Source organism: Bathymodiolus azoricus thioautotrophic gill symbiont, from assembly GCF_001298715.1.
Taxonomy (GTDB): Bacteria; Pseudomonadota; Gammaproteobacteria; order PS1; family Pseudothioglobaceae; genus Thiodubiliella.
Genome location: NZ_CDSC02000216.1, coordinates 1 through 972, shown reverse-complemented (window position 1 = coordinate 972; position 972 = coordinate 1). Strand labels below are relative to the sequence as shown.

General features: G+C 30.7%; 2 protein-coding genes. Both read left to right on the top strand.

What is annotated here, in order from left to right; all coding sequences use genetic code 11:
- Positions 1 to 499, top strand: a 499-nt coding sequence (locus BAZSYMA_RS09920) for a hypothetical protein (RefSeq protein ID WP_195910091.1), incomplete at its 5' end; no start/stop codon positions are given.
- Positions 496 to 972 (top strand): hypothetical protein (locus BAZSYMA_RS04160; RefSeq protein WP_090715921.1); only part of this gene is annotated, 477 nt, incomplete at its 3' end. The genes BAZSYMA_RS09920 and BAZSYMA_RS04160, both read left to right, overlap by 4 nt.

Genomic DNA, 972 nt, shown 5'->3' with positions numbered 1-972 from the left:
TATCAAAATCAACCCATCAGTTGTTAAGCAAAACGATCAGTCTAAATTTAAAGAAGAGATAAAAAAAATACTCAAAAAAGCATTAATATCGGCACATAAAAATGGCAAATATGAAGTGGCTGAACTCACTAAAAAAAATCAACAATCTTTTGATGAATTTAAAAATAGTCTTATTAAAAGCCAAGAAAGCAATAACCATAAAATCCTCTCAAAGGTGAATAGAGCTCAAGAAACAACATTTAATAAAATTAGCGCATTATTTGAGAGTAAAAAGCAAAAAATAAAAGAATCAAGATCAGCAAACGAGGTGTTTGAACTACTTGGTATTAGCTTATGGGATTCTAAACCACAAGCAACCATCAGATACCAGGGCAAAACATCTATTGTTGGTATTAACAGTATTAGAATTGGATGGAAAGTTATAGACATTGATTTTGACAAGGAGAAAATAATGATAGTAAAAAACGGACAAAAACACACACTGGAGAAAATAAAATGAACAATATTTTTTTAATTATTCTGCAAACAGCTTTATTTTTAGTTTCAATAAGCACTAGTGCTAATGCCATTGAAACTAAAACAGAGAATACGGGAATAGAGAATACAAGAACAAAGAATACGAGTACAGGAAACACAAAAAAAGTCTATACCAGTGCTACAAAACAACAATTAGCAGAAACAAAAATACAGTTTTTTGACATTACCAATGAAGAGTATGCTCGTGCTGAAACTTATAAATCTTTAGCACTTGAAATGGACAAGAACAACACACTTTCTACGCTAGAAATTTTAGGCATGTATGCTGAAACAAAAGCAGAAAAACGCAAATATGCACGTAAATTTGCCAAGTTGTTTCATCAATACACAGACAGAGTTTTGGGCTTTCAAAAATTAATCAGGCAAGCAAATAAAGATCTTTATGGCAATCAATCTATGTTTGATTATGCACCAGTTCAAAAAAAACAATCAAAA